At 37.2% G+C, this 25,810-nt stretch carries 22 protein-coding genes; 14 read left to right on the forward strand and 8 right to left on the reverse strand.

Translation table 11 applies throughout. The features are described 5' to 3' along the window. Window positions 1–6 precede the first annotated feature (6 nt). Window positions 7–1,185 carry an amidohydrolase gene (locus tag MKY08_RS02155; protein ID WP_069512869.1) on the forward strand — a complete coding sequence of 393 codons (1,179 nt, stop codon included), beginning with the start codon at window positions 7–9 and terminating at the stop codon, window positions 1,183–1,185. Window positions 1,186–1,286: 101 nt separating this feature from the next. On the opposite strand, the gene gerQ is transcribed toward MKY08_RS02155, so the two are convergent. Together gerQ and MKY08_RS02165 are read right to left on the reverse strand one after the other, a co-directional pair. Then, a complete protein-coding gene (gene gerQ, locus MKY08_RS02160; protein ID WP_069512868.1) occupies window positions 1,287–1,622 on the reverse strand; it encodes a spore coat protein GerQ in 336 nt (111 codons plus the stop codon). 20 nt (window positions 1,623–1,642) lie between these two features. Beyond that, entirely contained in the window at window positions 1,643–2,068 is a 426-nt protein-coding gene (locus MKY08_RS02165; protein ID WP_081328013.1) for a cell wall hydrolase, read from the reverse strand. Window positions 2,069–2,723: 655 nt separating this feature from the next. On the opposite strand from MKY08_RS02165, the gene MKY08_RS02170 reads away from it, so the two are divergent. Continuing rightward, window positions 2,724–2,906 carry a hypothetical protein gene (locus MKY08_RS02170; protein WP_025218558.1) on the forward strand — a complete coding sequence of 61 codons (183 nt, stop codon included), beginning with the start codon at window positions 2,724–2,726 and terminating at the stop codon, window positions 2,904–2,906. A 36-nt stretch (window positions 2,907–2,942) separates the two neighbouring features. Here the strand turns inward: MKY08_RS02170 and hemQ are convergent, their stop codons facing one another. Further along, complete coding sequence (hemQ, locus tag MKY08_RS02175) at window positions 2,943–3,695, reverse strand: hydrogen peroxide-dependent heme synthase (RefSeq protein ID WP_024362841.1); 753 nt, start codon at window positions 3,693–3,695, stop codon at window positions 2,943–2,945. Window positions 3,696–3,858: 163 nt separating this feature from the next. Between hemQ and MKY08_RS02180 the strand changes: the two genes are divergently transcribed. Next, window positions 3,859–4,692 (forward strand): lipoate--protein ligase family protein, encoded by an 834-nt coding sequence (locus MKY08_RS02180; RefSeq protein ID WP_069512867.1) that lies wholly within the window; start codon window positions 3,859–3,861, stop codon window positions 4,690–4,692. 37 nt (window positions 4,693–4,729) lie between these two features. On the opposite strand, the gene MKY08_RS02185 is transcribed toward MKY08_RS02180, so the two are convergent. After that, window positions 4,730–5,380 carry an RsfA family transcriptional regulator gene (locus MKY08_RS02185; RefSeq protein ID WP_069512866.1) on the reverse strand — a complete coding sequence of 217 codons (651 nt, stop codon included), beginning with the start codon at window positions 5,378–5,380 and terminating at the stop codon, window positions 4,730–4,732. A 232-nt stretch (window positions 5,381–5,612) separates the two neighbouring features. On the opposite strand from MKY08_RS02185, the gene MKY08_RS02190 reads away from it, so the two are divergent. The 3 genes from MKY08_RS02190 to MKY08_RS02200 all read left to right on the forward strand — a co-directional run bounded on the left by MKY08_RS02190 (window position 5,613) and on the right by MKY08_RS02200 (window position 13,227). Then, on the forward strand, window positions 5,613–5,840 hold the full coding sequence (locus tag MKY08_RS02190) for a DUF1450 domain-containing protein (RefSeq protein ID WP_024362844.1): 228 nt from the start codon (window positions 5,613–5,615) through the stop codon (window positions 5,838–5,840). 182 nt (window positions 5,841–6,022) lie between these two features. Then, complete coding sequence (locus MKY08_RS02195; protein ID WP_069512865.1) at window positions 6,023–7,327, forward strand: HD domain-containing protein; 1,305 nt, start codon at window positions 6,023–6,025, stop codon at window positions 7,325–7,327. A gap of 467 nt (window positions 7,328–7,794) precedes the next feature. Beyond that, a complete protein-coding gene (locus MKY08_RS02200; protein ID WP_069512864.1) occupies window positions 7,795–13,227 on the forward strand; it encodes a collagen binding domain-containing protein in 5,433 nt (1,810 codons plus the stop codon). Between the two features lie 49 nt (window positions 13,228–13,276). Here MKY08_RS02200 and MKY08_RS02205 read toward each other — a convergent pair whose 3' ends face one another. Beyond that, window positions 13,277–13,945 carry a class A sortase gene (locus MKY08_RS02205; protein ID WP_069512863.1) on the reverse strand — a complete coding sequence of 223 codons (669 nt, stop codon included), beginning with the start codon at window positions 13,943–13,945 and terminating at the stop codon, window positions 13,277–13,279. A 104-nt stretch (window positions 13,946–14,049) separates the two neighbouring features. Beyond that, window positions 14,050–14,235: a 2-hydroxymuconate tautomerase gene (locus tag MKY08_RS02210; RefSeq protein ID WP_024362848.1), complete on the reverse strand. Its 186-nt coding sequence runs from the start codon at window positions 14,233–14,235 to the stop codon at window positions 14,050–14,052. Between the two features lie 125 nt (window positions 14,236–14,360). On the opposite strand from MKY08_RS02210, the gene MKY08_RS02215 reads away from it, so the two are divergent. Then, entirely contained in the window at window positions 14,361–14,876 is a 516-nt protein-coding gene (locus tag MKY08_RS02215; protein ID WP_024362849.1) for a YwhD family protein, read from the forward strand. 345 nt (window positions 14,877–15,221) lie between these two features. Here the strand turns inward: MKY08_RS02215 and MKY08_RS02220 are convergent, their stop codons facing one another. Next, the gene (locus MKY08_RS02220) at window positions 15,222–17,276 is read right to left on the reverse strand and encodes a PBP1A family penicillin-binding protein (protein WP_069512862.1); all 2,055 of its coding nucleotides are present in this window, start codon (window positions 17,274–17,276) and stop codon (window positions 15,222–15,224) included. Between the two features lie 309 nt (window positions 17,277–17,585). On the opposite strand from MKY08_RS02220, the gene speB reads away from it, so the two are divergent. The 7 genes from speB (at window position 17,586) to bioF (ending at window position 24,834) form a co-directional block, all read left to right on the forward strand. Next, a complete protein-coding gene (speB, locus tag MKY08_RS02225; RefSeq protein WP_069512861.1) occupies window positions 17,586–18,458 on the forward strand; it encodes an agmatinase in 873 nt (290 codons plus the stop codon). Between the two features lie 608 nt (window positions 18,459–19,066). After that, the gene (locus MKY08_RS02230) at window positions 19,067–19,912 is read left to right on the forward strand and encodes a MerR family transcriptional regulator (RefSeq protein WP_069512860.1); all 846 of its coding nucleotides are present in this window, start codon (window positions 19,067–19,069) and stop codon (window positions 19,910–19,912) included. A gap of 95 nt (window positions 19,913–20,007) precedes the next feature. Then, window positions 20,008–20,991, forward strand: coding sequence for a C45 family peptidase (locus tag MKY08_RS02235; RefSeq protein ID WP_069512859.1), 984 nt, complete (start codon window positions 20,008–20,010; stop codon window positions 20,989–20,991). A gap of 57 nt (window positions 20,992–21,048) precedes the next feature. Beyond that, window positions 21,049–22,155 (forward strand): C45 family peptidase, encoded by a 1,107-nt coding sequence (locus tag MKY08_RS02240; RefSeq protein WP_069512858.1) that lies wholly within the window; start codon window positions 21,049–21,051, stop codon window positions 22,153–22,155. A gap of 294 nt (window positions 22,156–22,449) precedes the next feature. After that, entirely contained in the window at window positions 22,450–22,950 is a 501-nt protein-coding gene (locus MKY08_RS02245; RefSeq protein ID WP_069512857.1) for a hypothetical protein, read from the forward strand. Continuing rightward, window positions 22,931–23,662, forward strand: coding sequence for a 6-carboxyhexanoate--CoA ligase (bioW, locus tag MKY08_RS02250; RefSeq protein WP_069512856.1), 732 nt, complete (start codon window positions 22,931–22,933; stop codon window positions 23,660–23,662). The genes MKY08_RS02245 and bioW overlap by 20 nt, the downstream gene beginning before the upstream one ends. A 2-nt stretch (window positions 23,663–23,664) precedes the next feature. Further along, window positions 23,665–24,834: an 8-amino-7-oxononanoate synthase gene (gene bioF, locus MKY08_RS02255; RefSeq protein WP_069512855.1), complete on the forward strand. Its 1,170-nt coding sequence runs from the start codon at window positions 23,665–23,667 to the stop codon at window positions 24,832–24,834. Between the two features lie 218 nt (window positions 24,835–25,052). On the opposite strand, the gene MKY08_RS02260 is transcribed toward bioF, so the two are convergent. After that, the gene (locus tag MKY08_RS02260; RefSeq protein WP_141705606.1) at window positions 25,053–25,619 is read right to left on the reverse strand and encodes a hypothetical protein; all 567 of its coding nucleotides are present in this window, start codon (window positions 25,617–25,619) and stop codon (window positions 25,053–25,055) included. Window positions 25,620–25,810: the final 191 nt, after the last annotated feature.

Below are 25,810 nucleotides of genomic sequence, written 5' to 3' on the forward strand. Positions count from 1 at the left end.
TGGTATATGGAAAAATTATTTGCGTTATTAGATGATGGCTATGAGGAAATGGTAGCAATTCGTCGTCATCTACATCAGTATCCGGAAATATCTTTTGAAGAAGTGGAAACACCTGCATACATAGCAGCTTTTCATAGAGCGTTAGGGCATGAAGTACGGGAACAAGTAGGCGGACGAGGCGTTGTGGCAACGTTACGCGGTGCAAAGACAGGACAAACCGTAGCGTTACGTGCTGATTTTGATGCATTAGCTATTCAAGAAGAAAATGATGTGCCTTATAAATCATTAATCGACGGTAAAATGCATGCATGTGGACATGACGGACATACAGCCACTTTACTTGGATTGGCTAAAGCGCTTAATGCAATGAAGGATGACCTGGTAGGTAATGTTGTGTTTATTCATCAACATGCGGAGGAAGTTGCACCAGGCGGGGCAAAGCCGATGATTGAAGATGGTTGCCTAGATGGGGTCGATGTGATCTTTGGGACACATTTATGGGCACCAACACCACTTGGGGATATTTTAGTAAGAGAGGGAGCTATAATGGCAGCCGCCGATAAAGCGGAAATTCTTATTCAAGGAAAAGGCGGCCATGGAGCAGAACCACACCATTCCATTGATGCAGTTGTACTAGCCTCTCAATTTGTTATCAATGTCCAGCAATTAGTCGCTCGACGAATTGATCCATTAAAATCAGCAGTTTTGACAATTGGACATTTTGAAGCCATTAATCCATTTAATGTTATTGCAGAACGAGTAGCATTAACGGGTACAGTACGGACATTTGAGGAACAGGTACGTACACAAATGGAACAAGAGCTTGAAGCGGTCTTAAAAGCTACTTGTTTGGCCTTCGGAGCAAGTTATGAATATCGTTATACAAGAGGGTATCCTCCTGTCTATAATCATGCAAATGAAACCCAGTTCGTTGCCCAGCTTGCGGCAGAAATTCCAGGGGTGGAAAATGTCATTACATGCCCGCCATTTATGATTGGTGAGGACTTTGCCTATTATCTTGAACAAGTGCCTGGTACGTTTTTCTTTACAGGTGCTAAAAAGCCCGAATGGCAAACAGCCTATCCCCACCACCACGCCCGCTTTGATTTTGATGAACGTGCAATGCTTATTGCAGCAAAAACATTAGGAAAAGCGACTTTGCAATATTTACAAGAAAATGAATAGCTGCTGATAGCCGTTGTATCGGATAATAAGTGCGCAGCAAAAAAGTGTTAGATTGATTGTGTCAATCTAACACTTTTTCTTTTTTCCTTACCCCATTTCAGTTATGGATTTTGATTGAAATAAGACATTTCCTCATCGTATTCTGCGAAATCAAAGTAAATCATTGGGAATAAAAAACGATGATTCGATTTGATTTCTCGTAAAATAACGTGATCCCGACCAGCTGCTTCTACAACACCTCTTACAGTCTTGGTGTTTTTCCCTTGCTCAATAGCATGTTCGAAGGAAAAGTGGAAAGTACCAGGTTTTCCTCGATTCAAACGTAAGATGTTTTCAATATACGATTCCTCACGTCCAGGTGGCCGTCCGCTTGGAAGCGTCACTGGAGGAGGCGTCATTTGTTGCTGTGTTGTCGGTGTCCAATAGTAAGGCATCATAAGTATCAACCTTCTTTCATTTAAATTTGAGGGCAATCTTCTTCCGTTGGAGAGAAGAAGCAATGCGATTTGAACCGTCCCGTATTCCACTGTCCATACCATTGTGCAGGGCAGTTACCCTCAGGTCTGAAAAACCACAGAGAGCGAGTAGCTGGATGAAATCTTTCACCTTCAATAACCCTTTTTGCTAATCGAAGATCTTGTTCACGTGCCCGTTGATAAAAATAACTTTTTGTTGTTGCTTCAAACCCCCCTGGTCGTTGATAAACCATTTGCTCCAGTGTTCGAATATCACCAAAATCTAGACAATCTGCTCGTACACGATTGACGCCAACATTGCCGACCATCAGCATGCCTAATTCACCTTCGCCTTCAGCTTCTGCACGCATAAGCCTTGCAAGCAAAGCTGTCTGTGCATCATTCGTCTTTATTACAGCGATTTTCAAACCTCCTCGCAAACAGTATATGCATGAAGGTATTGTAGACATGTTCAATTTTGATAAGAAAGAAATTCACAAATCAAAATGATGAAGCATATATTAGTAATAACGGGGGAGTCCGTCAACAAAAGGTCGTTTTCGATAGTTACTAATGAGGTAAAGATAAAATAAACATTACATTAGGGGATTATGAGAGAGAAAATTGCATGTGTATGAATACATGTGAGGTGACGAGAGATGGAGAAAGGTGTTTGGGTTGGAATTTTAATAAGTGCAGTGCTCGCATTTTTGCTTGGTAATATCTATGGTCAACCCCTCCATTGGTATCTTTTTATAATAATAATCTTGGTAGGTTTTTTCATTAATACGATTATTATAATTTTAAAAGTGAAGGATGAAGGCTCTTAAAGCTTTACGTAATGTACCATTCATAAGGTACTTCTTGTTGAATGTTCAACGAGGAGTACCTCATTACAATTAACAAGAAGATGTATATGCTCTCCCCACTTGAATAATGACCAAGTACAAGGGAAATAATAAATTTTTTATTATTTTTTTGCGAAAAAATGTGAAAAAACTTATGATTTGCAAGTATATTAAAAATGCATTGTGACATACTAAAGTGAAAATGATTATTGTTTTTATAAAAAGGAGTAGTACAATGCGTATTTTCGGTATGTTTGTAGCCATTATCGCAAGTGCATTTATGGCTGTTGGAATTGCTGAGTATTATGATCAGCCATATGATTGGTATTTAGTATTTTTCATGATTCTTATTGGATTTTTTATTCATACCATTATTTTAATAGTAGAATCGGAATACAGTGAGGAAAATGAAGTATAAAAAATGCGAGCCCATTCGATATGGACTCGCGTTTTTTTATTTAACTGATAGGAAATTAACCAATTTTTCGTTATCAAGTAGGTTACCGACGAAAAATTCACCGAACTCACCGTAACGAGCAGAAACTTCGTCAAAACGCATTTCATAAACGAGTTTTTTGAACTGTAATACGTCATCTGCAAATAATGTAACGCCCCATTCGTGGTCATCAAAACCTACAGAACCAGTGATAATTTGTTTTACTTTACCAGCATAGCCGCGACCAATCATACCGTGAGAACGCATTAATGACTTACGCTCGTCCATTGATAGCATATACCAGTTATCATTCCCTTGGCGACGCTTGTCCATTGGGTAGAAGCAAACATACTTAGAACGAGGTAGTTCAGGGTATAGTCGTGCACGGACATGTGGATTTTGGTATGGGTCTTCGTTTGATTCGCCAGCTAAGTAGTTTGAAAGCTCAACAACAGATACATAAGAATATGTAGGAATAGTAAAATCAGCAATAGCTAATTTATTAAATTCCGCTTCCAACTCTTGTAATTCATCCATTGTTTCGCGTAATGTCATAATCATAAAGTCGGCCTTTTGACCAACAATCGCGTAGAAAGCATGTGCACCTGTTTTAGCAACATCTGCTTCATTTAACTTTTCTAAATAAGCAATAAATTCTTCAACTGCTGCTTGACGTTCTTCTGCGGACACAAGTTTCCAAGAAGCCCAGTCAATTGAGCGGAAATCATGTAAAGCGTACCAACCGTCTAATGTAATTGCTGCTTCATTCATTATGCAAAGCACTCCTTTATAAGTGAAAATCATTCTTAATTTAGTTTATCATAGTTTGTACAAAATCCCTAAATTCATGATTGATTTTCACCAATTTGACACCATCTATGGATGATGTATGCTAAAGAGAAGAGATGATGGAAATAGAGGAGCTTTAAAATACATGAACAGTAATTTACAACAGCCCATTTGGCGTTTTTATGATCAATCTATTAGCTTGAAAAATAGCAGCCCCCTTGAATCATTTGCAACAGATGATACATTATGTCAATTGGTAGGACAGCTCGTATCACCCCCGACTATTCGTACATGGGTACATAATGCTTCGGTGGTACTTGGCATTCAAGATCATCGGTTACCTCATGTACAGCAAGGCATGAAGTTGCTTGAGAAGCGAGGCTATCATCCCATTGTTCGCAATTCAGGTGGTCTTGCTGTTGTGTTAGATGAAGGGATACTGAATCTATCAGTTGTTTTATCTGAACAAACAACAGCCATAGGCATTAATGATGGCTATGATGTCATGGTTGCGCTGATTAAAGCACTATTTCCTGAAGCTGCTGATAAAATCGAAGCCTATGAAATAGTCGGCTCCTATTGCCCAGGTTCCTATGATTTAAGTATTGAAGGCAAGAAATTTGCAGGTATTTCCCAAAGACGATTACGACAAGGTGTAGCAGTGCAAATTTATTTATGTATTGAAGGAAGCGGAGCGGAGCGTGCGGCACTAATTCGTGATTTTTACGCTGAAAGTTTACAAGGAGAGGTAACGAAATTTATGTATCCTCAAATACTACCAGATGTAATGGCTTCGTTAAGTGAATTAGTGGATGCCTCTTTGACAGTCAAAGACGTAGTAATTCGTTTACAGCAAATACTTCATACAATGGCTGAAGAAGTTCGGTTAGAGCCATTTCACGATGAAGAATTGCCATTATATGCATTTTATTTACAACGAGTATTAGAGCGAAATGCCAAAATGCTTGCGTTGAAGTAAATGTAATCATATTTTCTAGCAAAAAAAGGCGATGGTGCTAACTAAGCACATCGCCATTTTCTTTTTGATAGGTTGGACCGCTAACAACTAGATTTCCGTTTTTCTCCATTTTGAAAACAGGCGCAATACGTTCTTCCTCTTCATCTAACGTTACAAGGCGTCTAGCGCGGTTCATAATTTGTACAAACTGCTCATAGTCTTTGCGAATTGCACGGTTTTCTTCTTCTAGCAGTGCAATGGTTTTCTCTAGCTTTTTATTTTTCTCGGATGTTACGTGCACAAGTTGTCTCCATTTTGAAGACTCATTACCTATTTCACCAGAATGTTGTAAACGTAGTAAATATGCTATGACAATATCAAGAGATAGGGCAGATAAAGGAATTGACTTGCTATCTGTATCACTATTATTTATTGTAAACATACTTGTGGAACGACGTCTTGCTGGTGCACCCAACACTCGCATTCTCTCTTTTCTTTCTTTTTTCGCTTCAGCTAGTTGCTCCTCATAAGCTTTACGAACAACAGCATTCCAACGGAAACCACATGCAGCAGCCGTACGATTTAACGCATCACCAGCTTCTTCAAAAGCATTTAATTGTGTACTTCCTTCCGTTACGTGACGAATTACTGCCTCTGCTAGCAATTCATCATTTTCTTCTAACCAAGCATCTTGTCTTACTTTACTCATTATAAAATCCTCCCACCTTTATTTGGAATTTCTTTATTTATGTCTAGCATGACCAATCTTTTAACCTTTTATTCATCTATGTGAAAGGAATTATGCTTGAATACAAGGGGAATAATACGATACAATACCGATTGTAGGTTTGTGCGTATGCTACATACTTAAATATGTGAAGATTATGCGGACATTAGAAAATTTTATTGAAAAATACTATATAGAAAGGGTTGTTGACAAAATGGCAAACGAATTTAAAGTTTGCGATGAATGTCAGGCCGTTAACTTAAAAACGTTAATTCCAAAATTAAAGGAAATCGATCCTGATGCAACCATCGAAATTGGCTGTCACTCTTATTGTGGCCCAGGTCGTAAAAAAACATTTACATTTGTAAATAGTCGCCCTGTTGCTGCATTAACGGAAGAAGAACTAATGGAAAAAGTTTTAGCTAAATTAAAAAATAAGTAATAAAAGACTATCTTCACACGGTTGAAGGTAGTTTTTGTTTGTTTTAGGAAGATAATAACCTGTATGAAGTGGAAATTACGTTTAATTAGGTTGATAGTCTCTATAATTACAGTGTAATCTCTATGCTAGTTCTATCATGTTTGCATATAATAGAAGAAAGATGAAATGGAGGTGCTGTACAAATGACACATTATGCAAAGGCAAAATTACAAGAAGAAAAAGTATTTAAAGATCCTGTACATCGTTATGTACATGTACGAGATCAAGTTATTTGGGATTTAGTAGGAACAAGAGAATTTCAACGTTTGCGTAGAATTCGGCAACTAGGCACTACGTTTTTAGTATTCCACGGAGCAGAGCATAGTCGCTTTAGTCATTCACTTGGTGTTTATGAAATAGTGCGTCGCATTATCGATGATGTTTTTGTAGGTCGCCCTGATTGGGATGAAGACGAGCGACTGCTAGTGCTTTGTGCAGCCCTATTACATGATTTAGGACATGGTCCATTTTCACATGCATTTGAAAATGTGTTTGAGTTAGATCATGAATTTTACACAAGACAAATTTTGCTTGGGGATACAGAAGTACATGCAGTGCTAAAAAAAGTAGCACCCGATTTTCCTGAAAAAGTATCACAAGTAATTGAAAAAACATATCCGAACAAGCAAGTTATAAGCTTAATATCAAGTCAAATCGATGCGGATCGAATGGATTACTTACAACGTGACGCCTATTTTACAGGTGTAAGCTATGGTCATTTTGATATGGAACGTATATTACGTGTCATGCGTCCACGTAAAAATCAAGTAGTAATTAAAGCAACAGGCATGCATGCTGTAGAAGATTATATTATGAGTCGCTATCAAATGTACTTACAAATCTATTTCCATCCTGTATCGCGTAGTGCAGAAGTAATTTTGAATAATATTTTAAAGCGAGCAAAGCAATTAAGCAATGCAGGCTATAAGTTTAAGCATGAGCCCACACACTTTTTGGCATTTTTCCAAAATACTATTTCGTTGGAAGATTACCTTGCCCTAGATGAAAGTATTCTGTTTACATATTTTCAATTATGGATGCAAGAAGATGATGCGATATTAAGTGATTTAAGTCGCCGTTTTGTGAATCGTAAGCTATTCCAATACATTGATTTAGATCCAGGGGTAGAACTTGAAAAATATCAAAAGTTACAAGCATTATTTAAACAAGCAGACATCAACCCAGACTACTATCTTGTCCATGATACAACGGCAGATCTTCCTTACGATTTTTATCGACCAGGTGAGGAAGAAGTACGTGTCCCTATCTTTTTAGAAATGAAAAACGGAGAATTACGTGAATTATCACGCGAATCAATTATCGTGGATTCCATTTCAGGACGCATGAAACGAGATCATAAAGTATATTTTCCACTCGATATATTAGAGGACTCTAGTACACAAGTATCAGTGAAACAACAAATTTTAAAGTTATTACAAATACAATGAACACATCAAGTGTAAATCTATCTAATGCAGATATATATAAACTGCTTATTTTATAAATATAATACAAAAGCACTAAACTCACTAGAAAACAGTGACGGTTTAGTGCTTTTTCTTATGCATAATTACATATCCGATTATAAAAAGTGTCATTAATATAGGAATTGTTAATGAAAAAAATGGGAATGTTTAGAATTTGTTTAGAATCATTTTTTATAATGAATGAAAACTTAAAAGGGGGTGAGGCCATTCTATACAGCAGAAGGCGTCACACACCAGTTTTCGATACAAAAACGGTATGTGTACCGAGTGTATGAAGGGTTCTAATGTATCAATGAGACGACACGTTATTAGAGGGGAAGAGGGGCAAACCGAATGTTTGTAGCAAAGTTTTCGCATAGTGTGAAAGCTTATAATGTCGTCCGCAAACACTTTAAGGGATCTCTCTGAACTTAAAAAGGGAGAGAAACATGAAAAAATTAAATTTAGCAATCATTACATTATTGCTAGTGTTCCAAACGGTACTGTCGCCGATTTCCGTATTTGCGGAAGATACGGAGCCTGCTGTACCTCCAGCAGTTGAAGCCGGAAATGATGAAACTACTTCTAATTCGCCGGAAACAGGCAATCCAGATGCAACGGTGCCGACACCTGGGGAAACAGACAATCCAGATGCAACAGTGCCGACACCTGGGGAAACAGGTAATCCAGATGCAACAGTGCCAACACCTGGGGAAGTTGATGGGACTGATGCTAATACGGGGGGCACGGACAATTCAACTGTGACACCACCGGATGAGTCTGACAAAGTTGACGGAGCTGAAGGTGAAGAAAAGCCAAGTGAAGAGGCGACTGACGCAACGACACCGGAAATAGCACCTATGAACATAGCACCATTCGCGTTAACTGCTGGTGATATGCAAGGTAATGTAAGTGGTGTATCTGCGGGTATTCGACTAACTGGTCCAACAGGCGAGGTAATCGAGAACTCATCACAAATTCCAGCAGACGCTGCACCCAAAAAAGGTGACACAGTTTATTTAAACTATGTGTTTGAAGTGAAACCTACGCAAGGCTATGGTGTAGGTTCAACATTTACGTTTGATTTACCACAATATATGATTGAGCAAGTAGGTAACTCATTTTCAGGTTCGAAAACTACAGAATATGCTACTTATTCGTATAGCTATTCTGCTGGTAAAATACTCGTAACATTAGAGAGTGAGATTGAAGATGGCGTCGATGGAGAGATTGAATTTGATTTTATGGCCAAGTTTGGCAATTTCCAAGACGAGTCTAAACTTGAGCAAGAATTAGTAATGCCTGTGTTAGGCAAAGCGGATATTACGTTACCGTTCATATTTCAGCCTACTGGTAGTGGCGAACCAATCACTAAATCATCTGGTGCAATTACACGTGAAGCGGATGGCGCTGAAATTGATTGGACAGTCTGGGTCAACACAGAAGGTAAACCAATTGTTTCAGGTGCTACAGTAGACGATACGCCAGATGCCAATCATGCATTTATAGCAGGTAGTTTAGTAGTTGAGAAATATCCAATCGGTTTAAATGGTATTAACAAAAGTAATCCAGGAACGCCAGTAAGTTATAACAGTGGTTCAACAGCATTCCCTGTCAATTTGGATGCGGGAGGTTTTGCATACAAACTAACGTATAAAACGAAAGTTACAGCAGATCCAACAAGCTCCAATATGCAGTACAAGAACACTGCAGAATTCACGAATAATGGCGTTACTAAGGCAAGTCCAGGACAAGTAAATATCCCGTATGGACCAGCTTTACTAAAAACTATCACGTCGAATAATAAATACGAAGCATCTTGGGAAATTAAGTACAACTGGTTAGGAGAAGATCTTAGCAAAAAATCTTCCCAATCATTAACTGATACCATTCCAGCAAACAATAATGGGGCAAAGCACAATATACAATATGATGCTAATTTCCAAGTGTATCGTGTAACGTTAAATGATGATGGTCAAACAGCAGCGTCAGAAACACTGTTAACGAAAGATACAGATTATGCATTAAGTGATGATACTGCGCAAGGATTTACTATTGATTTTTCTAAAGATGTTGCTGCTAATCCGCGTGCAGCTTATTTGATTAAGTATAATACAGAGTTTGATCAAGAATTTGTCACAGATGCAAATGCAGGAAGTATCACCAATACTGTAAAGCGTTTAGATGATGATAGTTCAAAATCAGATACTGTAAGCATTGTATCGAATATCTTTAGCAAAGAGCGTGGCGCAATTGACTATGTCAACAAAACAATTACATGGAAACTAACAATTAACGCTGAAAAACCATTAACAAACTTTGTCATTGCAGATACTATTTCAACGAAAAATGCGAGCGGTAAAACGTTAAAGCATAAGTTAACATCGTGGGATGGTTCGAGTAAAATATTCCATGTTACAAATAGTAGTGCACCAACAATTAATAATGGGGGAGAAATCGGAGACGAAGCATTTACAATGACATTCGCATCGATCCCTTCAGGAACTGTAACAATTGAATACAAAACAAAGTTTGATATTGAATCAAACGGTGGCGTGGCACAAAGCTATGACAATGTAGCAGATGCTACGTGGGATGGTCAAACAAGTACAAATAATAAAGCACAAAAAAATGCTAGCTATAAACCATCCGCAACATCGCCTACAGGTAAAAATGGTTATAAAGACAATGCAATTGTCGATAATAGCAAACAAGAATTTTCTTGGAAAATTGGTATTAACATCAATAAGCAAAACATCGAAGGTGCCGTACTAATAGATACATTAGGTACAGGACACCATATTATTGTGCCAGATGGTCAAAGTTTAAAAGATGCTATTACTGTAAATCTTTTAAAATTAGGTGTGAACGATGAAAGAGGCACAAAAGATGCGCCACTAGATCCTACTAAATGGGATGTGAAATCTGTTACACAAGATGCCCAAGGCAATGTAACAAGTTATGAACTGACATTTACAGGGTTAACGGCTGCAGAAAATAATGAAGCGTACTTGATAGAGTACAAATCAAAAGATTCAGATGATGTTTACGGAAATGGAAGTACAGATGCTCGAAAATATACGAATAGTGCCGTTTTAGACACTCCAGATAATGGTAAATATTCGTATGATGCAATCGCAACGATTACAGATAAAGCGAACAAGTTAATTACTAAGACAGCTATTCCACAACCAACATCAGATACGATTGAATGGACAGTAACGATTAACGAATCCAACTCAAAGCTAGGTAATATTACGTTAACGGATACGCCTTCAGCTAACCAAAAGCTATTAACAAACACATTTACAAAGCAAGAAATTAAGTTAAATGCCACAGGAAAATCACAAAACGTTGGTACAGCAATTACGATTAGTCCTAGCGATATTCAAGTACAGCCAGATGGTACCTTTACATTAGATTTAGGAAATGTCGATGGTAAGGGCTATATTATTAAATACAAAACGTACTTTATGGGTGACCCGAATGAGGGTGAAAATGTATCTAATAATGCATCCATTAACTATGCAGGTGCTACTTCCGCAGGTACATCCGCTACAGGTGGAGATAAGAAGTTATTTAAGTACAGTACATCTGATACAAATGCTTCAGCTAAAAAGGGTACGTTTAAAATTAAGAAACAAGGTGTAAATCCGAATACAGGTGCAACAACAACACTTGATGGCGTAGAATTTAAGTTATTAAACCGTGATGGATCCATTACCTTAGCAGAAGGGTCGACAGTTGATGGTGAACTGACATTCGAAAATTTACGCTACGGTATTTATAAACTAGAAGAAACAAAACCTGCAGGCTATAAAGCAGTTTCAACAGTTGAAGTAAGGTTTAATGATAGCAACAACTTCGAGGTTACAAAGAAACCTTATACAATTGTTAACGTTGAAAATATTGCACCACCAGCAAATGCGTGTAAAGAATTTGAATTAACAATTAAAGATCTAGATGGTTCTGCTATAGCTGATCAAAATGTAACATTGAAAGATGCGAACGGTACAGTGAAATACACGGGTGCAACTACTAATGGTGTTGTAAAAGTGCCGAACACTGTATTAGCAGGACAATACGATGTTTATGATGCAAATGATACAAAAATTGGAAATGTAACTGTGAAATATACAGATGGCTGTAAAGATGAAATTGCGCCAATACCAGCTTGTCCAGCATTTACAATTACATTAAATGAGAAAAAAGCTGGAGTTGATGTACCTCGTGCAGGAGTAACTGTCACGTTGAAAGATTCAACGGGTAGCGAAATTGTAACTGTAACAACTGATAAAGATGGTAAGTTTACAGTTCCGTCAATTCAAGATGCAAATGGTGTTAAAGCAGGAGAATACTATTTATATGAGGGCAATCAATTTTTAAGTAAAGTTAATATCTCATACAAAGGGAATTGTGAAACTGCGATTACACAAGCACCAAAATGTGAAACGTTTAAACTAACTGTTAAGGATGTTGATGGCAACTTAGTTGCAGACGGTACTTCTGTAACAGTGAAAGATACAGATGATAAAATTGTTGCGACAAAACCGACAACGAATGGTGTGCTGGAATTAACAAATCTGCAACCAGGTATTTATAAAGTTGAAGTCAATGGCAAAGAAAATGGTAGCTTCCAATCGAATGTTGACTGTGAAGCAACAGTGCAACCAGCACCTTCTTGTCCAATCTTTACATTAACGGTGAAAGATGAAAATGGTAATGTTCGCCCGAATGTAAGTAATATTATGATTAAAGATAAAAATGGCGCAACAATTGCTTCAAACAAAACAACAGATGCATTAGGTCAAGTGACGATGCCATCTCAAGATATTCCTTCTGGGGACTATAGCGTGTATCAAGGCGACCTATTTATTGGTCAAATTACAGTTCAATATTCCGTTAATTGTCATGCAGAAATTGTAGCAGCACCTACATGTCCTTCGTTTACATTGACTGTACAAACTGCATTTGGTACGCCTCTTGCAAATGCGACAGTCACTGTGAAAGATGTGAAAGGAAATACGATTAAAGATGCGAATGGTAACGACAAGTTAACAACGACTGTTGCTGGAACAATTGTTTTACCAGATAAAGCAATTCAACAAGGAACGTATAATGTATACGAAGGAAGTCGTTTAATTGGCTCATTCGTTGTAAAAGATACATGTTCTGCACTTGTAAAACCGTCATTACCAGGTGATAACGGTGGAGGCGGTGGCGGTGGTTCAACACCACCAGAACCAGGTAAACCGGTGGAACCAAATAAACCAACACCAGAACCAGGAAAACCGGTAGATCCGAACAAGCCAACACCAGAACCAGGCAAGCCGGTGGATCCGAACAAGCCAACACCAGAACCAGGCAAGCCGGTGGATCCGAACAAGCCGACACCAGAACCAGGCAAGCCGGTGGATCCGAACAAGCCAACACCAGAACCAGAACAACCGGTGAATCCTGAAAATCCATCAACAAATACAGAAGAGCCAAGTAATCCAACGAATCCATCAACAGATTCAAAAGATCCAACAGCTCCTGGAAAAACAGAAACGTCTAAACCATCTGTACAAGATGTGATTGATCAAGGGAAAAACTTGCCGTCAATCAATCCTTCTACTGCAAATAAAGATACGCTAGATGCGTATAAAGATTTCATCAACAACTATAATCAATTATCAAAAGCAGAGCAGGAAGAAATTGCAAAATCACTTGATATTGATAAAATCAAAGCAGATGCAAAACGTTTAGAAACACAATTACAGGCACAAGGTAAGTTGCCTCAAACAGATGGAGCCAACCAAACAGCTCTTACACTAACGGGTGTAGCGCTTGTTTTAGGCGCATTGTTCTTCTTGCGTCGTCGTAAGGCAGAAATGAAATAATGTATAAAATAACCCCCCATGACCATTCAGTCTTGGGGGGTTTCCTATACTAAAAAGCTTCTGATAGCTTGGCAGGTGCATCGTTTAAAGGATATTGCTCCACGAAATCTGCATGGATAGCCAGGCGTTTTGTGCCATTATCTGCACATGTAATAAGGGTTAAAATAGTTTGATTTGGGATATCGTCAATGACATAGACATCTGTTGCTGCAATCACTTTTTTAGTTGTTAATTTGTACTCATAAATAGTTGTTAAATCCGTTACGTAAATCGCATCACCAATATTTGCATTATACAATGGACTAAATAATATATCTTTATTTTCAAAATAATGACCTGCTAAGGCGTAATTACCTTGCCCCAACGTTTGGTTTGCCTTCATCGTGCCTGCGCCAACAGCAAGGGAGGCATTCCCGACGCCTTTAATTATAGGAAGAGATAGCTCTACAGTCGGTATGGCAATACTGCCGATGACCGGTAAGTTATCCAGCTGTGTCTGTGCTTTTAAAACTTCAGCTATAGACAGGGATTGAACATCTTCAAATGCAAAATCTGCTGTCGCTTGATTGTTCTTTTCGATATCTTCAGCACTGTAATCGGTCGTATTTAATTGTTGACTTAAGTGCGCAATAACTGCATTTTGAATAGGATTAATAAAAATAAGTAGTAGACCGATTATCAATAAACAAATAAGTACTGCTATTTTAAACTTGTTCATATGGTAAGGTCACCTCCTTATATGTGAAAGAATCGCGGGTAGCAACGTGATTGATTTGGTTAAAAAAATGGGTAGAGCGGACTGTTGCTCTACCCGAATTATAGTTATTTATCGCTGAAGCGGACGCCTGCCACACCATAATGGTTTTTGGACATTTCCTCAATGAAAACTGTTACGTTTTCAACGGGTGCGTTTACTGTACGTGAAACGGCTTCTGTTACTTCTTTTACTAGTGCGCGTTTTTGCTCCTCGGTACGGCCTTCAATCATTTTTACTGTTACATATGGCATAATAGTGCCTCCTTTTAGAATTATGTTGTATAGTTAGTTTATAAGAAATTATAAACTTCTTACTTATGCACAAAAGCGCAAGAATATGCTTTACTTTATAATAGCAGAATGGAGGGAATTAAAGTATGGCAAATGAAGAGAAACCAAAACAAAAAATGGGCTTTACCATTATAAAAAATGACCCGACAGACGGCCATAAAGGATTCGGTATTGGTTCGCTTTCACTTGAAAACGTGTCACCAGTCATTATTGATATAGAGGAAGGTAAAGCTTCAGTTGAAATTGGGGCGATGCATGCACGTAGCGATGTAGAACGGGGCATTAAATTTACGACAGATCGTGCTGATTCAGAAGGTGGGAAGCCTTACTGGTTGGTTTGGGTAACGATTGACCATAAAGCGGATGGACCTTACTATGCTGGTGTAACAGCTTGTGAAATGGTAGTAAATCGTGAAAAACGCCGTGGATATAAAATTTTGGCAGATCACGTTAATAAAATGGATAAGTCGATGAAACGACAAATTATTGTAGACCATATGGATGAAGCGTCTAAAAAAGTATTAGCTTCTTTCCTAGAGGAGCTGAATCCAGAGCTGTGGATGCGCAGTGAGGAGCAATTACGTCAAGACTTATTTGTATAATAGAACTACAATGATTGAACAATCTGTGACATTTTGCAATCGCTTTCGATATAAGGTTGAAAGTAGATATGAAAAAAAGTACACTTGATTCAGAGCTTACATTTTAGTAAGCTAGGACACTTGGTCCCAGAATGTGATGAGTGCTATGCGGCATTTGAACAACCCAAACCCAAGCCAAATGCCCCATGATTCTCATCCTTTCCAGGACCAAAAATAAGAAAAGCTTTCTGTTCCCACGGACACGTCTCCGGGGAAGAGAAAGCTTTTCTTTTTCGCTTTATGTCTATAGCCTTTGTCGAGAGCTTTCATTAAATAAAACGATGATGACCCACTAAAGGTTGCGCATTATTGTTTATTATTGAAGAACGGTAGCATATTCCAAAATTCTCCCCACGTATTGCTATCCAGAATATCAAAGTTTGTACATTTTTCACTAGGTACATCTTTCGTTTCTAAATATACAAGACGTTGTTTAGGGCAGGCATCTGTTGCAAGCTTTCCTGTTTCAATATCAATTACTACTCCTTTAACGCCTTTTGGTTTTGTGAAATCTTCGTTTTTAGTCCCTTTATTGACGCTTTCCATAAAGTCGATCCAAATTTGCTTTGTTGCAGCTGAATCTTCTTTCGAAGTAAGGTTTTTACCTTGGTCGTAGCCGTTCCAAACACCCGCTGTTAAATTTGGTGTAAAGCCGATCAGCCACTGATCACTATTGGTAGAACCAGATTTTGCGGCATACGTATGGGTCATACGTGAACGAATACTAATCCCTGTAGCAGGTGAATAATCACTAAATACAGGATCGAAAATACCAGTCATCATTTCTGTTAGTATATAGGTATTTTCTTTTGACAGCACCGTTTCATTTTGTTTTTCAACGTTTTTATTATCGTAAATAACTTCTCCATTGGCATTTTTAATGGAGATAATCGTTGTCGGCACGGTTTTTTGTCCTTGTGACGCTAAAATATTATAAGCGTTGGTCATATCGTACAGTGTCGTTTCCATCGTTCCAAGAGCAAGTGATAGATTGTCTTTAGAGCCTATATTTACGCCAAAACGGTCTGCTATATTATGAAATGCCTTAAATCCTATATCCTCTAACGTTTTAACTGCATAAATATTATCAGAAATTGCAATTGCCTGAGCCATTGTCATGTCATGGTCTGCGAATTCACCGTTGACGTTTTTAGGAGAGTAAGTGCTGCGTCCATTATCAATAGTGAACGTAGTTTGTCCGACATCTAAAAACGTTAAAGGCGTATAACCATTTTCTAACGCTGCGGCATATAAAACAGGCTTAATTGTTGACCCTGGTTGACGTTTCGCTTGTGTCACACGGTTAAAAGAGCTTGCTGCATAATCTTTCCCTCCAACAAGCGCTGTAACAGCTCCTGTTTTCGATTGCATACTGACAAATCCTGTTTGCAAATCATTAGCTGGCATATTTTTAGCTACAGCTTCTTCTGCTGCTTTTTGATGACCTAGGTTAAGCGTTGTTTGAATGGTCCAACCGCCTTCGCTAATATCCAGATTTTTTGCTTTTAAAATTTCACTTGCTTCTTGCCAAGCTACATCTAAGAAATAAGGTGCCACGGATTTAGCGGCAACCCACATATCATTCTTTAAGACAAGTTGCTCTTCTTGTGCACGCGTTTTCTCTTCTTGTGTTATCGCGCCTTGATCTGCCATCAGTTTTAAAATGACGTGCTGGCGATTTGTTGCCTTTTCAAGATTGGCAATGGGTGAGTAAATACTTGGTCCTTTCGGTACACCTGCCAGCATGGATGCCTCCGCTAACGTCAAGTCTTTTGCTGATTTTCCGTAATAATAGCGACTTGCAGCTTCTACGCCATACATACCATGTCCGTAGTAAACCGTGTTCAAATAACCTTCTAATATTTCGTCTTTATTATAAAAAACTTCTAATCTATAAGCATACAATGCCTCGTTTGCTTTTCGAGTCCATGATTTTTCATGGGATAAATATAAATTTCGAGCATATTGTTGGGTGATCGTACTTGCACCTTGCACCTTACTACCAGCCTTAATATCAACTAATAACGCACCGGCAATACGAGAAAAGTCAAAACCGCTATGTTTGTAGAAATCTTTATCTTCTACAGCGACGGCTGCTTTTACTAAATAGGGTGACATCTCATCAAGACTTACCCAATAGCGACGTTCATTTGTAAAATGGTCTCCAATTTGGTTCTCGTTTTCATCTAAGAAAATAGAGGCTTTTGGTACAGTTAAAGGCGGTGCACCAGCCACTTGAACATAGACGCGTAGTGCAATAAATGCTACTACTATTGCAGATGCAAAGGCGACAAAAAGTGTAAGCGTTTTGCGTGTACGCTTTATACGCTTTTGCTTACGTTGATAGCTTTTTCTTTTCATCCGACTTCACCTCGATTTCTAACAACTTGCGTTTAGTATGTGTCTGAATATTCTTCTTTAATCGGAATTGTAAGCAAAAACTATTGCACTTTATTCAAAAACATCTATACTTTTTTTGTACTGATATGAAACGCTAGCTTTCGACAACAACATTGCACTTTGTAGATTTTAAATGAATTTTGCTAGACGTTCCAATAATGTATACGAGGATTTACTAAGTGAGGTTTCATTACAAACCTGTAAGTCCTTTTGGTGTAATGACTATAACAACTGAATTATAGGAAGTTCAGAGATTAATGGAGGCTAGATATGAGATTTGATGAAGCTTATTCAGGAAATGTTTTTATAAAAAGTCATCCTACTTATGAGGATGCGCAGGCAGTTATTTACGGCATGCCGATGGACTGGACAGTAAGTTACCGTCCAGGGTCACGTTTTGGTCCACAACGTATTCGTGAAGTGTCGATTGGCCTAGAAGAGTATAGCCCATATTTAGATCGCGAATTAGAAGAGGTCAAGTATTTTGATGCTGGGGATATTCCATTACCATTCGGCAATGCCCAACGTTCTTTAGATGAAATTGAGAAATTCATTGTGAAGTTATTAGAAGATGGCAAAATTCCTGTCGGTATGGGCGGCGAGCATTTAGTGTCTTGGCCTGTAATGAAGGCAGTGTCTGCAAAGTACGATGACTTAGCCATTATTCATTTTGATGCACATACAGATTTACGTGTGGAATATGAAGGGGAGCCACTTTCCCATTCAACACCGATTCGTAAAATTGCTGAGCATATTGGACCGAAAAATGTCTATTCATTTGGTATTCGTTCAGGTATGAAGGAAGAATTTGAATGGGCGAAAGAAAACGGTATGCACATTTCAAAATTTGAAGTGTTAGAACCGTTAAAAGAAGTGTTACCAACATTAGCAGGCCGCAATGTATACGTGACAATTGATATCGACGTACTAGATCCAGCGCATGCACCTGGTACAGGTACTGTAGATTGTGGGGGCATTACGTCGAAAGAGTTATTAGCTTCTATTCATGCAATTGCTGCAAGTGGCGTCAATGTAGTAGGCTTTGACTTAGTTGAAGTAGCACCAATCTATGACACATCAGAAATGACAGCCAATACGGCAAGTAAATTATTAAGAGAAATGATTTTAGGCTGGGTAAAATAATACAGGCTTTGTATAGGTTGTTATAAGGCGGTTTGAATGGGGTTAGCGAAGAGCTAACCCCATTTTTAGCTCCAATTGCCTTTAAACTCTCACTAAATAAGGATAAGGTTTGCTTCGCCATCTCTAACTATATAAAATGATTTTGAAAAACTATATGAGAGCCGTACTTACAGTCGAATTCTGATGTATTTGGTACGTTACGCAATGAGGAGTACTTAAACTTAAAGAAAGTTATTGCAACTAAAAAGGCTAGTGAAGAATATACAAGAAGTAGCTAACAATGATAAAGTTGGAGACGTTTCGAAGAACATTTTAAAATGATGATAGTAATTACCAAATAACTTTAAACAGGAACTACAACAATGATGAAAAGAAGATTCTTCACGGAATTATCGCATGGTATTCAAGAAGTTTCATCCCGATGCATGCGGTAATGATGGTAGCAAGATGAAGTTTTTGATGAAGTTAAAGGAGTAAAAGGGGTTATAAAGGAGAGGGAATAGATTTCTTCTATGCTTATTCCCTCTCTGACGAAGACTTCGATTTATCACAAACTAAATATTTACTGATTTAAAATAAAAAATTTTTAATTGTAAAGGGAGAATGCAGTGTATTCTATAGGTGAATTTTCAAAAATATGTGATATTCCAGTTAAAACAATACGTTATTATAGTGACATTGGATTACTAAAACCTTCTTACATAGATCCTGTAACAAACTATCGGTATTATGACTATGACAAAATTCAAATCATGAAAAAAATTATGCTTTTAAAGAGTTGTCAATTTTCTTTAACTACAGTTAAGGAATTTATTAACAGCACTGAACAAGTACAACTAAAAAGTATATTAGCATATAAAATTGATGAACTTGAGGGAAAAAAAGAACAAATCTCCGAACAAATAGAAGAATTGAAACGATTAAACATGCAAATAGAGAAAGAAATTTCTATAATCCCAGGGCCTTTTTTATCCGATTGCTTTATTGAAAACCGAGAGGAGACCCTAGTGTATACGATTCGTGAGAAAATAAAGGTCCAATTTATTGATGAATTGGTTAAAAATTTATTTAATCGAGTTTACGCTTTTAATCTCGTGATTACAGGGAAATTAATGGCTATCTTTCATGAAAGAGAATTTAGTCAAAAAGAGGCTGATATAGAGCTGCTTCTTCCAGTAGAACATATGAACAAAATAGAGGGCTTTAGGACTTTATCCAGCGGGATATACGCATGTATTACTGTTAAAGGCCCCTATTCGGAGTTGAATGAAGGCTATAAAAAATTGAATAGTTGGATCTTCGAACAAAATCTAACTCAGATAGGGAAAGAGATTGAAATTTATGAAGAAGGTCTTGTACCTGTCAATTTTAATAGTAGAGATATAAAACCAGATTTAAACAGACATCCATCAGAGTTTGTTACTAAAATTTGTATACCAGTAATTAAGAAATAAAGTTAGCTTATAGTTTTATATAAAAAACAGGGTAAACTCTCCACCAACTGGAGGGTTTATTCTTTTTATATACTAATATATTGGAGGGAATTAAAATGTATCATCCGAGATTAAAGGGAGATGCTTATGAGGCAGGAAAGCATTATGCAGAAATTCTTTATAAAAATGGATTTCGGTTTCCGAAAGTATCCGAAGAAAAATTAAAATTTGGAGAGTCATGCAAACATATTCTTACAGAATTTGATCCTAATGTTGTGAAAGAGATAAAAGGATTTGCAGAAGGCTGTCATACTTCTTATGAAGAAGTAAGTTCTTTTCTTTTAAGTATTGGGATATTTGAATTGGCCGGTCAATGTAGTATTTTCTCAGCTTTTAACGGGAGAGAAATTATTATTGGTCGAAATTATGATATGCTCTTTAATCTAAAAAATTTTACAGAGTCCTCACTTGTTTGTTTTGAAGGGAGAAATAAGTATGTAGGTCATTCAGATTGTTTTATTGGAAAAGTTGATGGTATAAATCAACATGGTTTATTTGTAGGAATTACATCAGTTCCTCATGAGGGAATTATGCCAGGATTGAATTTTTATTTTGCTGTTAAATATATTTTAGAAAATTGTTGTACTGTGGAAGAAGGCATAAAAGTGTTAAAAAGATTTCCAAGTTCGGTATCTAATAACTACTTGTTAGCAGATCCATTAGGGAATATGGCTGTTGTTGAAGTTACCCCTAATGATTATCAAGTCCGCCTTCCTACAAATAATTATATTCATTGTACAAATCACCATGAAAGTACATCACTATCTGAAAGTTGGAATTGGAGCAAATCAAAAGAACGTTTTGAAACATTAGATATACGTCTTAAAGAAAACGTCAATAAAATGAATCTTTCCACTGCACAATCAATTATGTCGGAAACCAAGGGACATGTTTGTTTAAATTTAAAAGAATATAATTTTGGTACGCTCTTCTCTGTTGTAGCAAACTTAAATACATTAGATATACTTAGAGCCGAAGGTCAACCAAACAAAGCAAAATATAAATCAGATAAACGATTGACAGATGCTGTTTTAAAATAACTTCCTTTTTTAAAAATAAATACATTAATCAAAAATTCGAATTGGAGAGTGATAAATATGAATTCAATTCAAGCTTCTATTTCTTATCTTAAAGGCACCAGTTATGAAATTGGTAGACTGCAAGGAGAGGAAATAAAAAAGAATCCTAATGCAATGAATGTCATTTTATCATCTGAATCAATAGATGAAACAAAATATAAGGATACGAAACAACTAATTGATCAATATGCTCCTGGTTTAAACGAAGAGCTACAAGGATTTGCAGATTCATTAAATATAAAGCCTAGTTGTCTTAACTTTTTTGATGAAACTTTACTACAACCAGGAGGATGTAGTTTAGGCGCTGTTTTACCATCTAAAACAAGTGATGGTAAAACCTATGTCCTTAGAAATTACGATTTGTCACCAGCTATATCTGATATGAGACTTTGTACAACTAAGGTAAAAGGGAAATACAGTCATACGGGATTCTCCGTTTCTTACTTTGGTCGAAGTGAAGGCTTAAATGAAGAGGGATTCTGTGTAGCTTTTGCCTCATGCGGTATTCCAGTTGGAAAACATCCAGGAATGAAAAAGCCTATCCTAAAAGGACTTCAGTTTATGGTAATAGTAAGAGCTTTACTTGAAAATTGTAAAGATGTTGAGGAAGGAATTATTTATTTAGGGAATATGCCTATTGGAACAAATATGAATTTGCTACTGTCAGATGCCAAAGGTAATGTAGCTTTAGTAGAAACGTATGATGGAGAAAAGGTCGTAAAAAGGGGCAATAAAAAATCAGGATTTCTGATTGCAACTAATCATGCTGTAATGCCAAAAATAATGAAGCTTGAAGACGGAAAATTAGAACAATCTGAAATACGTTATAATTTTTTGAAAAATAACTTAGAGAGTAATGATTTTTTTACAAAGAATAAATTACAACAATTAATGTTTAATGAATACCCTAATGGTGTAACAGTGCACAATTTCGAAGAAAATTTCGGAACTGTTCATTCTATTCTATTTAATCTTAACGACAAACAATTAGATATTTCTTTTGGTTCCCCTATAAATAATAAAATCTATAAATTAAAAGTAGGAGAAACCTTGCCTTTTAATGAATTAGAAGTTTTCATTGAGAACTCAAACTATGGACCAAACTTCTGGAAGTTAATCAAATAATAATATGGCCAAAGAAACACTTTCAGCTGCATGATGAGCCGAGAGTGTTTTTTTGTCATTCCTCTATTCAATAATAAATCTCTTATTTCACCTTCTTGGAGGTTTGAAAAATCCTCTTGTTTCATGAGGTTTCTGGCGTTTTCCTTTTTGACAAAGCACTGTTAAAGCTCTATCCTTTTTTGAAAAAAATATAGAAAATCAATTTTAATCTACCTTCCTCTCTACAAATGTGTTAACTTAATTATTATTAAGGTTAACTCAATTCAAAGAAGTTAGAATGGGAGGAATAGGAGGATGCGAAAGTTTTCTACATATGATCTTGCTCAGATTTCATTACTAGCTTGTCTTATCATCGTTACAGGCATGTTTAAGATTCCAACAGGTATTCCTGGGTCTGAGTTTCAATTATCAGCACCGATTGCCGTTGCGATTGCAGCAGTATTTGGATTTAAGCGATATTTTCTTGCGGGAATCATTGCAAGTCTAATCTTATTTTTACTAGGTATACACTCCATTTTAAATGTTGAAATTTCAATGATTTTCCGATTGACTGTTGGTCTAATCATTGTTTTATTAGGAACTTCAATTCCGGTACTAGTTGTGGCAGGACCGATTGGAACAATGGTTGCTAGACTTGGTTTGGCCTTTACATTAGGAACTCCGTTTTTGCCACTATTCGTTTTGGCGATTCCAGGGATGGTCATTACGGCTGTCAGTGTTTATCCGATAACGAAAATGTTACATGCAATTAATAAGAAAGTAGCAGGTGATCATCATGTCAGAAACGTGTTATAGCATTCGAATGCGTGCAGCTGAAAAAAATCTCGAAGTAGGAGAAAAGCATATATCTGGTGGTGAACGGATAGGAAATAATGTTCAAATAGAGCCAATTGTAAAACAGTTATTGAACAAAGCAAGAAATCATTCGCGCGGAGATGCTGACTTTATTCAAATTACCGTAGAAAAACTTACGGGTGATCAGATACTGTATATGCCACCGTTAGAAATTACGACAATTAATGAGGTTTCAATTGAAAAGGCACATAGTGAAGCTAGGAGTATATTAACCTCAGTAGGTGTTTCCAAGCAGGCTCAAAATGTTGCTTTTCATCTACTTGCTAGTAATCAAAATCTTCGTGGGGCCATCCTCCTTCATAGTCAAACTGGCTTGCGACTTGACAATCGCGGACTGAAAGGCGTTCGTGTATCACGAATCGATTGGCAAGACGCTAATGTGGGTTTCAATGAGCGTGTTCGTGAAGCGCTAGCTCTGGCAACGAAAGTGGCAAATTCTCCGTATACCATCGCAGAATTATGTTGGTCAGATGATCCAGAATATGTTACTGGCTATGTAAGTAATCATGAGATTGGTTATGTCAGAATTACGCCTTTAAAAAGGGCAGGCTGTGAAAGTGGCGGACGTATTTTTTTTGTGTCAGATGAAGTTGAGCTAGAATCCTATATACACTATTTAGAAAGAGAACCTATTCTCATTAGGGGGCATTAAAAATGGATGATCGCTTTCGAAGGAACCTACAAGTAATAGAAGAACAAGGATTGACAAGGAAGTTACGTTCATTTTCAACTGGAAATGAAAGCGAGGTAGTGATGAATGGTAAGAAATTTCTGCTGTTTTCATCGAATAACTACTTAGGCCTTGCAACAGATAGTCGGTTGAAAAAGAAAGCAACTGAAGGTATTAGTAAATACGGGACAGGGGCTGGCGGTTCTCGACTTACAACCGGAAACTTCGACATTCATGAACAGCTTGAATCTGAAATTGCGGCTTTTAAAAAGTCTGAAGCGGCCATTGTTTTCAGCAGTGGGTATTTAGCGAATGTTGGTGTGATTTCAAGTGTGATGAAGGCAGGGGATACTATCTTTTCTGATGCTTGGAATCACGCGAGTATTATAGACGGTTGTCGATTAAGTAAAGCCAAAACCATTGTTTATGAACATGCGGATATGGTGGATTTAGAGCGTAAATTAAGGCAATCACATGGGGATGGAATGAAGTTAATCGTAACGGATGGCGTTTTTAGTATGGATGGTGATATTGCGCCACTTCCAAAAATAGTTGAGCTAGCCAAAGAATACAAAGCGTACATAATGATTGATGATGCCCATGCAACAGGTGTTCTTGGCAATGATGGTCGTGGTACGGCTGATTATTTTGGTTTGAAAGAGGAGATTGATTTTACAGTAGGCACGTTAAGTAAAGCAATTGGTGCAGAGGGTGGATTTGTATCGATGTCATCCATTGCTAAGAACTATTTGTTAAATAACGCCCGATCTTTTATTTTCCAAACAGCTTTATCGCCAAGTGCAATTGAAGCAGCTCGAGAAGGGATTTCCATTATACAGAATGAGCCCGAGCGGAGAAAGCAATTGCTGAAAAATGCCCAGTACTTACGTTTGAAATTAGAGGAATCTGGTTTTGTAATAAAAGAAGGGGAAACACCTATTATTTCTCTTATCATTGGTGGTTCTCATGAAGCTATGCAGTTTTCTGCGAAACTAATGGATGAAGGTGTCTTTATTCCAGCGATTCGACCACCAACAGTGCCGAAAGGGTCAAGTCGGTTGCGTATAACAGTAATGGCTACACATACAATAGAGCAGCTCGATATGGTCATTAGTAAGATTAAGAAAATAGGAAAAGAAATGGGTATTGTATAAAAAGCATTAACATCGAGTTTTAGAGGCATTGTAAATGATGTTTAGGGAGCGTTTTTAGTAGGGGTAGGGTGCTAAATTTAAAAACATTGATACATCTATGTTTTATTAGTATTTCACGTTAATCTTGCAACAATTCCATATTAGGCACGGTGAAATAAAAATAGAGTAGCTATATGTGCTACTCTATCTTTTCACTTTCATCCATAAATAATACAGCTTTACTTAATCGCTAACTTAGATTCCATTAAGCGATATGTACCACTTCCATAAAGTTCTACTTTCATATGCGTGTTATACTCTACAGGAGCATATTTCAAAGCTTTAAAAGTGCCCATACTTGAAATTTCAACGACACTAGGATCCAATCTAGTAGCTTTCGTAGAATGTGTTTTACCATAAAAAGAACCATATAAAAAAGCATCATAAGAATAATTCCCTACTTTACCCGAACCCCACAAAAAACTACCTGTCAAAACATGGCCAAAATCAAATCCAGCTGTATTCTTTACCTCTGTTCTAAAAGTCTTTCTTTGTTGTACTGAAAATGGCGAAATACTAGAACCCGGTTCTTCGACTTGAAACGAAAGACTTATAGGTTCCTTCTGAAAACTCAAACTACCATACAAAGTTATATTTGTTTCACCATGTTCTAATCTAGTATTCACTTGATTTCTTAAAATCTCTAATACCACATTTATTTCTTCTATTTGGGCAGGCGTTAATACCTGAGTTTCTTCTTCTGCCGCTATTGCAGTTACATTGAACGATTCAAATGACAGTGACACAAAGACGGCAACAGCTAACAAAAAGCTGAAATAGAACTTTCAATCTCCTCCATTTCTATGAAACTATGTTATAATATATTGTTAATAATGTGAATATTCAGTTTATTAAAGTGGGAAGGGGCTTCTTCAAATGTATACAGTCATCCTAACATTTATTTTCACAACTATTACAGTGTTGATTCTCAATTATA

The sequence above is a fragment of the Lysinibacillus sp. FSL M8-0337 genome (assembly GCF_038593855.1).
Lineage (GTDB): Bacteria > Bacillota > Bacilli > Bacillales_A > Planococcaceae > Lysinibacillus > Lysinibacillus sphaericus_D.